At 69.4% G+C, this 8588-nt stretch carries 7 protein-coding genes; all 7 read right to left on the reverse strand.

What is annotated here, in order from left to right; all coding sequences use genetic code 11:
- Positions 1 to 111 precede the first annotated feature (111 nt).
- The 7 genes from ACK41U_RS11235 to ACK41U_RS11265 all read right to left on the reverse strand — a co-directional run bounded on the left by ACK41U_RS11235 (position 112) and on the right by ACK41U_RS11265 (position 8483).
- On the reverse strand, positions 112 to 1446 hold the full coding sequence (locus ACK41U_RS11235) for a M16 family metallopeptidase (protein ID WP_409679891.1): 1335 nt from the start codon (positions 1444 to 1446) through the stop codon (positions 112 to 114).
- Positions 1443 to 2870, reverse strand: a complete 1428-nt coding sequence (locus tag ACK41U_RS11240) for a M16 family metallopeptidase (protein WP_409679906.1) — start codon at positions 2868 to 2870, stop codon at positions 1443 to 1445. The genes ACK41U_RS11235 and ACK41U_RS11240 overlap by 4 nt, the downstream gene beginning before the upstream one ends.
- Positions 2871 to 3154: 284 nt before the next feature.
- The gene (locus tag ACK41U_RS11245) at positions 3155 to 4372 is read right to left on the reverse strand and encodes a cytochrome P450 (protein ID WP_409679894.1); all 1218 of its coding nucleotides are present in this window, start codon (positions 4370 to 4372) and stop codon (positions 3155 to 3157) included.
- 4 nt (positions 4373 to 4376) lie between these two features.
- Positions 4377 to 4898 (reverse strand): DUF3035 domain-containing protein, encoded by a 522-nt coding sequence (locus ACK41U_RS11250; RefSeq protein ID WP_409679897.1) that lies wholly within the window; start codon positions 4896 to 4898, stop codon positions 4377 to 4379.
- Positions 4899 to 4928: 30 nt separating this feature from the next.
- Positions 4929 to 5588, reverse strand: a complete 660-nt coding sequence (lspA, locus tag ACK41U_RS11255) for a signal peptidase II (protein ID WP_409679900.1) — start codon at positions 5586 to 5588, stop codon at positions 4929 to 4931.
- Positions 5588 to 7174, reverse strand: coding sequence for a bifunctional phosphoribosylaminoimidazolecarboxamide formyltransferase/IMP cyclohydrolase (gene purH, locus ACK41U_RS11260; protein WP_409679903.1), 1587 nt, complete (start codon positions 7172 to 7174; stop codon positions 5588 to 5590). Before purH ends, lspA begins: the two co-directional genes overlap by 1 nt.
- 58 nt (positions 7175 to 7232) lie before the next feature.
- Complete coding sequence (locus tag ACK41U_RS11265) at positions 7233 to 8483, reverse strand: RsmB/NOP family class I SAM-dependent RNA methyltransferase (protein ID WP_409679910.1); 1251 nt, start codon at positions 8481 to 8483, stop codon at positions 7233 to 7235.
- Positions 8484 to 8588 lie beyond the last annotated feature (105 nt).

The raw sequence follows: 8588 nt of genomic DNA on the forward strand, positions 1-8588 counted from the left end.
ACCCCCCCGCCCCCCCCCCCCCCCCCCCTCCTCGCGGCCCCGGGGCCCCCCCCCCCCCCCCCCCCCCCCCGCCCGGGGGGGCCCCCCGCCACCGCCGGCTCGCAGGGCCGGCTATTCCGCCGCCAGTGGCGCCGCGCCCGCCTCGCTGTCCGCGATGCCCTCGGGCCGCCCGACCAGCACAAAGCGCAGCCGGTCCGCATCCAGCAGCCTGTCCGCCACCCGCGCCACATCCCCGGCGGTCACCGCCTCGACCAGCGCATTGCGGCTGTCGATATAGTCCAGCGGCAACCCGATCAGTTGCATCCCCGCCATGATCGAGGCGATCCGCCCGTTGCCGTCAAACCGCAGCGGATATTCACCGGTCAGATAGGTCTTCGCGTCGTTCAGTTCGTCGTCGGTCACCCCCTCCGCCATGCGCGCCCATTCCTCGCGGATCAGCGCCACCGCCTCGGCCACGGTGCCATTCGCGCTGGCCATGCCGCCCTGCCATGTCTGGCCATAGATCCCGGTCGCCAGCCCCGTGCCCACGCCATAGGTCAGGCCGCGCTTTTCCCGGATCTCGTCCATCAGGCGCGAGCTGAAGCCGCCGCCGCCCAGAATGTGATTGGCCACAAAGGCCGCGAAATAGTCGGGGTCGTCGATGGCGATCCCCGGCCCGGCAAAGCTGACCACGGTTTGCGGGCTGTCCCAGTCCAGAACTGTCACGCCGCCGGTCAGACCCGGTTCGGCGGGCTCGGGCAAGGGCGCTGTGGCCTCATCGGGCAGGCCCGCCAGAATGCGGTCGACCAGCAGCCCCAGCTCCTCGGCGCCGATGTCGCCTGCCGCGCCCACGATCACCCGGTCGCGCGCCAGAACGCGGTTCTTGTGCGCGACCAGATCCTGCCGCGTCAGCGCCGCCACGCTGCCAGCCGTGCCGTTGACCGAGCTGCCATAGGGGTGATCCCCCCAGCTTTGCCGCGCCATTTCAGCAGCGGCGATGGCGCCGGGGTCGCTGGCCTCGGCGCGGATCACGGCCAGCACCTGGGCGCGCACACGCTCCAGCGCCGTGTCGTCAAAGCGCGGCTGGCTGAGGGCCTGCGCCAGCAGGTCGGCGGCCTCGGTGCGGGTCTCGTTCAGCGCGCGAAAGCTGACACTCACCGTGTCGTCGCCCGCGTTAAAGCTGATCCGGGCGCCCAGATCCTCGACCGCCTGTGCGAATGCGGTCGCGTCGCGCTGGCCCGCGCCCTCTTCCAGCAGCGCGGTCATCAGGTTCACCGCGCCGCGTTTGCCGGGCGCATCCATGCTGGCGCCGCCGCGAAACTGGAACTCGATGGCGACGAAGGGGATGCTGTCATCCTCGACCAGCCAGGCCCCGACCCCCTTGGGCGAGGTGACCTGCTGGATGTCGATGGCCTGCGCGGGCAGGGCCAGCAGCGCGAACAGGGAAACAAGTGCGGCACGGATCATCCTTGCACCTCGGGGCTGTGGGTTGCGGGTGCGTCATGGGCGGGGTTTTCGGGGGCGGGGTTCTCGGCCGGGGCGGGCAGGGCCGGGGGCGCCTGAACGACAGTGTCGTCCCCTGCCTCGGCGGGCAGCAGCCAGCCGGTCACCGCGCCGGGCCGACCCAGCACCTTGCGGGCGGCGGCCATCACCTGATCTTCGGTCACCTCGCCCAGAATGCGCGGCCAGTCGTTCACATCCCCGACCGTCAGCCCGGTCGCCAGCCCCTGCCCGAAATCATAGGCGCGGCCATGCGCCGAATCGCGGGCATAGACCTCGGATGCGCGGATGCGCGTCTTGACCCGCTCCAGATCGTCGGGGTCGGGCCCTGTTTCAAGAAACCGCGCCAGCACCGTGTCCAGCGCCGCCTCGGCATCCGCCGGGTCCACCCCGTCGGCCGGCACCATCGAGATGGCGAAATCGGTCGGGTCCAGCGACAGCCCGCGATAGCCCGCGCTGGCAAACAGCGCCTTGCCGGTCAGCACCAGTTCGCGCCCCAGAACCGAGGTCTGCTGCGACCCGCCCAACAGGTCGGCCAGCACCGTCAGCGCGGCGGCCTCGGCCTGTGCGCCGGGGTTGCGTTCGGGCACGACGATGCGGCGGGTCATCTGCGGCTGCGGCACGCGCGGGTCCGACATCTCGATCCGCCGGTCGGCGCGCTTGGGCGGCTCTTGCGGGCGCAGGCGGGGGGCGGTGTCGCCATGCGCGGCGATCGCGCCGTAATGCTCCTCGGCCAGCGCGCGCACCTCATCCGCCGAGACATCGCCCGCCACCACCAGAATGGCCGCGCCGGGGGCGTAATGCGTGTCATACCATTCGTTCGCATCGTCCAGCGTCAGCGCCTCGATCTCATCGCGCCAGCCGATGATGGGGCGTCCGTAAGGGTGATTGTCATAAAGAACCGCGTTCAGTTCCTCGGCGAACATTGCGCGGGGATCGCTGTCGACCCGCTGCGCGCGTTCCTCCAGCACGACCTGCCGCTCGGCCCGCCAGTCATCGTCCGAGATCGACAGATTGGCCATGCGGTCGGCCTCCATCTCCATGATCAGAGGCAGGCGGTCGCTGGCGATGCGCTGGAAATATGTGGTGAAATCCCACGAGGTAAAGGCATTGTCGCTGCCGCCATTGGCGGTGACGGTCTGCGAGAACTCGCCCGGCGCCAGCCTGTCGGTGCCCTTGAACATCAGGTGTTCCAGATAATGGGCGATGCCCGACTTGCCCGGCACCTCGTCGGCGGCGCCGATGCGATACCAGACCATCTGCACCACGACGGGCGCGCGGCGGTCCTCGATCACGACGGCCTCCAGCCCGTTGGGCAGGGTGAAATGGGTGATGCCATCGGGCATCGCAGAGTCGGGTATTGCGGAATCGGGTATCGCAGAGTCCGGCATCGCGGTCGGGTCGGACATCTCGGCCAGCGCCATGGGGGCGGCAAGGGCCAGACCGGCGATCAGCGGCAGGGCGGTGACGGCACCGGTGACGGTGGGCAGGGCGCGGAACGCAGGGCGACGCATTGGGGATCCAACCTCCTCATTTCTGGTAAGGAAACTGACCGCACCAGAGGCCGGGCGCAAGCCACGCTCAAGCGAATGTGTGAGGTTGCGCAGGCTTGGGGCGCGCATGCGCCGCGAACGCCCGGCCCCTCGATGGGGCCGGGCGTTCGCAGCCTGTCAGATCAGCGCACCGGGATCAGCCGGATCGGCAGGCAGCGCGGGCCATGCGCCTGCAGGCCCGATTTCCACAGCACGGCACCCTCGGGCTCAACCGCCGCGGTGCGTGCCAGCAGCTGCGTGAACAGGATTTCCATGTTCAGCCGCGCCAGATTATTGCCCAGGCAGACATGCCCCCCGGCGCCAAAGGCCAGATGCACATTCGGGCGCCGGGTGATGTCCAGCCGGTCGGGCGCGTCGAATGCCGCCGGGTCGCGGTTCGCGCTGGCATAGAGCAGCCCGAACTTCGTCCCCTTGGGCCAGTCCTGCCCGCAGATGGTCAGATCCTCGGACGCATAGCGGTGGAAAAAGGGCAGCGGCGCCGCATGGCGGAACATCTCCTGCACCGCCTGCGGCATCAGCCCCGGTTCCGCCCGCAGCAGCGCCATCTGGTCGGGGTGATCCATCAGCGCCGCCAGCCCCGAGCCCATCACGTCGATGGTCGAGCCATGCCCCGCATGCAGGATCTGCATGATCGTGGCGATCAGCTCGTCATGGGTCAGAAGGCCCGCCGTCTCGGCGCCGATCATCGCGCTCATCAGATCCTCGCGCGGGGCGCGGGTGCGGACGGCATACAGATCCTCCAGCAGGTCCGCAAAGAGGCGCGTGGCCTCTTCCGCGCGGGCCTTTTTCGCGGCGGTCCGGTCGATGTCGAAATAGCTGACGACATCCTCGGACCATTCGGTCATCTGCGGCGCCAGTTCGGGCGCGGTGCCGATCAGATGGCCGATGACCTGACCGGGCAGATGCGCTGCCAGATCGGCGATAAAGTCGATGCGCCCCTGCGCGATCAGCCGGTCCAGCGCGTCAGCCACCCATGCGCTGACAAAGCCGCGCAGGCTTTCCAGCCGGGTCCTGGTAAAGAACGGAAACACCGCGCGGCGCAGGCGGTCATGGTCCGGCCCGTCCGTGTCCAGCATCGAGGTCTGCACAAACCGCTCGTGATAGGGCATGTCGTGGAAATTGCCCGCGACCTGAAGGCGGCGCACCTCGTCGGGCGGGCAGAAGGCGGCGGGCGCGCGCACCATGCGGCGGTCCAGCGCGATGGCGCGGACATCCTCCATCCGGCTGGCAAGGTGCCCGTCAAATCCGGGCCAGAAGGGCAGGCCCGGCATCGCGCGCAGCCGGGCATAGGCGGGCCATGGGTTCGCACCAAAATCCGGCGCGGCAGGATCGAAGGGCATCGGATCAGCGCGCGGCGGGCGGCGGCGAGGTGGGCGTCACGGCGCCCGCGCGTTGCCAGCGCAGATGCTCGGCCTGCTGATCCAGCGCAAAGGCGCTGTAGGCGCGCTGATAGACCGAGGTGCCAAACAGCGCCTCAAGCGGGCGGCGCGCATTGCGCTCGCGCCAGCGCTGATCGGCGGTGGCCAGCGTGGCACGGATATTGGGGTCGGTGCCCGCGCGCGCGGCATGCGCCACCAGCGCCTGATCCGCAGCCCCGATGCCCTGATCGGCCAGCCGCGCGGGGTTGCCGCCAAGGGCGGCCACGGCATCGCCCTGCGGGTTCGGATCGGTCAGGTTGGCGCCGCCGGGCGTGGGGGCGGGCAGCACCGCCAGATCGGGCGGCATCGTCAGCGCGCGTGTGGGCAGGATGGCGAATTCATCGGGCGAGTTCTGCCCGGCGCCGATATTCATCAGCCGGCCATCGCCCGAACAGGCGGCCATGGTCAGTGCCGCGGCAATTCCGATCGTCAGCGCATATGCCCGCATATCCTGCCCCTCTGGTCTGTTGCGCCTGTTCTAACCGGATTTTCCGGCGCCGTCACGGGGCTGTTCGACATCGCCTTCGGGCATCTCTGCCGCAGGCGCGGGTGGGGTGGGCCTTGCACGCGGCTTGCGCGGCTTTTTCGGCGGCTGGGACGGGGGTTGCGGGATCAGGACCAGCCCGATGGCCCCCGCAAAGATCGAGATGTCGGCCACGTTGAAGCTGAAGGGGTTCTGCCAGTTCGGCAGCGACATGTTCAGGAAATCGGCCACCGCGCCATAGAGGATGCGGTCGATCACATTGCCAAGCGCGCCCCCGATCAGCAGACCCGCCGAAATCCGCGCCAGCCGTCCCGCCGCCGAGCGCCAGACCCAGATCCAGACCCATGCGCAGATGACCAGCGCAATCCCGATCAGCACCCAGCGCATCACGTTCTGATCCGAGGCGAACAGCCCGAAATTCACCCCCTGATTCCACGCCATGCGCAGGTTCAGCCAGGGCGGCATCACGTCGATTTCGCGCAGCCGGTCCAGTTGCATGACATGGACGACCCAGTATTTCAGCGCCTGATCAAAGACAAAGATCGCCGCCGCGACCCATGCGACCAGCCGCATATCTGCGCGCACCGGACCCTTGGGCGCGCGCGGTTTGCGCGCGGTTGCGGGCGTGCGGGCGGGTTTGGGGGCGCTGCTCATCAGTGCCGGAAATGCCGCTGGCCGGTCAGGACCATCGCCAGCCCCAGCCGGTCGGCCGCCGCGATCACCTCGTCATCGCGCATCGAGCCGCCGGGCTGGATCACCGCTTTCGCGCCCGCCTCGGCCAGCGCCTCGATCCCGTCGGCAAAGGGGAAGAACGCGTCCGAGGCCACCGCCGCGCCATTGGTCAGCGGCTGCGACAGGCCAAGCGCCTCGGCCATATCCTCGGATTTGCGGCGCCCGATGCGGGTGCTGTCGACGCGGCTCATCTGGCCCGCGCCGATGCCCACGGTCGCGCCGTCACGCGCATAGACGATGGCGTTCGATTTCACGTGCTTGGCGACGGTCCAGGCAAACAGCAGATCGGCCATTTCCTGTTCTGACGGCTGGCGCCGGGTCACGATCCGCAGATCGGCCCGCGCGACATGGCCGTTGTCGCGGCCCTGCACCAGAAAGCCGCCCGCGACCTGCCGGAAGGCCAGCCCGCCCGCCGCTGGATCGGGCAGCCCGCCAGTGGTCAGCAGGCGCAGGTTCTTTTTGCCCGCAAAGATCCGGCGCGCATCCTCGTCGGCATCGGGTGCGATCACGACCTCGGTGAAGATCTTGACGATCTCCTCGGCGGTCGCCCCGTCCAGCGGCTGGTTCAGCGCAATAATGCCGCCAAAGGCCGAGGTGCGGTCGCAGTCGAACGCCCGCTTGTAAGCCTCCAAAGCCGAAGCACCGCGTGCCACGCCGCAGGGATTGGCGTGCTTGATGATCGCGCAGGCGGGGCCGTCTGCCGGATCGAATTCGGCCACCAGCTCGAAGGCCGCGTCGGTGTCGTTGATATTGTTGTAGGACAGCTCTTTGCCCTGCCACTGGCGGGCGGATGCGACGCCGGGGCGGGCCTCGCCGGTCACATAGAAGGCGGCGGCCTGATGCGGGTTCTCGCCATAGCGCAGCCCCTGCGCCAGCGTGCCCGCGAAGGCGCGGCGGCGCGGCGTGTCCTCGCCGATGGCACCGGCCAGCCAGGTGCTGACGGCGGTGTCATAGGCGGCGGTGCGGGCATAGGCGATCTGGGCCTGACGCTGGCGGAAGGGCAGCGTGGTGCCGTCATTGGCGTCCAGTTCGGCCAGAACCGCGTCGTAATCCTGCACATCGACGACCACGGTGACAAAGCCGTGGTTCTTGGCGGCGGCGCGAATCATCGCCGGGCCGCCGATGTCGATATTCTCGATGCAGTCGTCATAGCCCGCGCCCTTGGCCACGGTTTCCTCGAACGGATAGAGGTTCACGACCAGCAGGTCGATGGCGCCGATGCCGTGGGTGTCCATCGCGGCCACATGGTCGGGATTGTCGCGCAGCGCCAGCAGCCCGCCATGCACCGCCGGGTGCAGCGTCTTGACGCGCCCGTCCATCATTTCGGGGAAGCCGGTCACATCAGCCACATCGGTCACGGTCAGCCCCGCGTCGCGCAACGCCTTGGCGCTGCCGCCGGTGGACAGGATCTGCACACCGCGCGCCTCCAGCGCCTTTGCAAAGTCGATCAGGCCGGTCTTGTCGGAAACAGAGATCAGCGCGCGCTTGATGGCGACGGGAGCGGTCATGGGGGCCTCGTGTCTGGTTCCCCGCCCGATTACCGAAGCGGGGCGCGAAGGTCCAGCGTCAGGACGGCTTTCGCAGCCGCGCCATGTAGAACCCGTCCATGCCGCCCTTGTCCGCCCAGTAATCGGGGCGCAGGCGCAGTCCGCCCTCGTCCGTGATCCAGCCGGGGTCGATGCCGGGCAGATCGGGGCCGGGCAGATCGGGCCGCTCGACCGTCAGGCCGGGATGGCGGGCCAGCGCCTCGTCGATCTGCACCTCGCCCTCATCGGGGATCAGCGAGCAGGTGGCAAAGACCAGCCGCCCGCCGGGACGCAGGATCGACAGCGCGTGATCCAGCAGCGCCGATTGCAGCGCGATCAGCTCGGCAATGCCGTGGCCGTCGCGGATAAAGGGCAGGTCGGGATGGCGCCGGATCGTGCCGGTGGCCGAACAGGGCGCATCCAGCAGCACCGCATCGAGGGGCGCATCGGGGCGCCATTCCAGCGCATCGGCGGTCACCAGTTCGGCGGTCAGACCGCAGCGGTTCAGGTTCTCGGTCACGCGGCGCAGGCGCTGTTCGCTGATGTCGACGGCGGTGACCTGCGCCCCGGCGGCGGCCAGTTGCAGCGTCTTGCCCCCCGGCGCGGCGCACAGATCGGCGATGCGCTCGCCCTTTTGCGGGTTCAGCAGGCGGGCGGGCAGGGCGGCGGCTGCATCCTGCACCCACCAGTCGCCCGAGGCGAAACCGGGCAGTGCCGAGACCTGCGCGGGCCCGTGCAGCCGCAACGATCCGGTTGGCAGCGCCAGCGTGCCGGGCACGGGCGCCGCGCCGGGTTTCAGCGTCAGATCCAGCGGCGCGCCCTGCTGATGGGCCGCCTCGATGGCGCGCAGGGTGGCCTCGTCATAGGCCATCGACAGCGGTTCGCGGAGCCAGTCGGGCAGGGGTTGAGGGGCCAGATCGGCCCAGCCCGCATAGGCCCCGGCTTTGCGCAGCACCGCATTGACCATGCCCGCCGCCGCCTGACCGCGTGCCCCAAGCGTGCGGGTCAGATCGACCGCAGCCCCCACGACACCGTGACCGGGCGCGCCCAGTTCCAGCATCTCGACCACGGCCAGACGCAGCACATCGGCCACCTGCGGGCTGGGCTTGCGGTTGACCAGCCCGGCGATCACCACATCGGCGCGGCCCTGATGGCGCAGCGTTTCCGCCGCCAGCCGGGCGGCACGGGCCTGATCGGCCACCTCCATGCCCCGCAGCGCGCCGGGCTGGTCCGACAAAGACCGCCCCTCGCGCACACCCTGGATCAATCGCAATGCGCCCTTTCGCGCCATATCGCCGCCCGGCTTTGCCAAAACGCTTTCCTTCGCCTAGATGTTGTTCAAGAGTGACCGCTGCCCATACCCCCATTCGGGAGATGTTTCCATGAGTGATGACAC

The sequence above is a fragment of the Paracoccus sp. (in: a-proteobacteria) genome (assembly GCF_046289755.1).
In the GTDB taxonomy this organism is placed as follows: Bacteria; Pseudomonadota; Alphaproteobacteria; order Rhodobacterales; family Rhodobacteraceae; genus Paracoccus.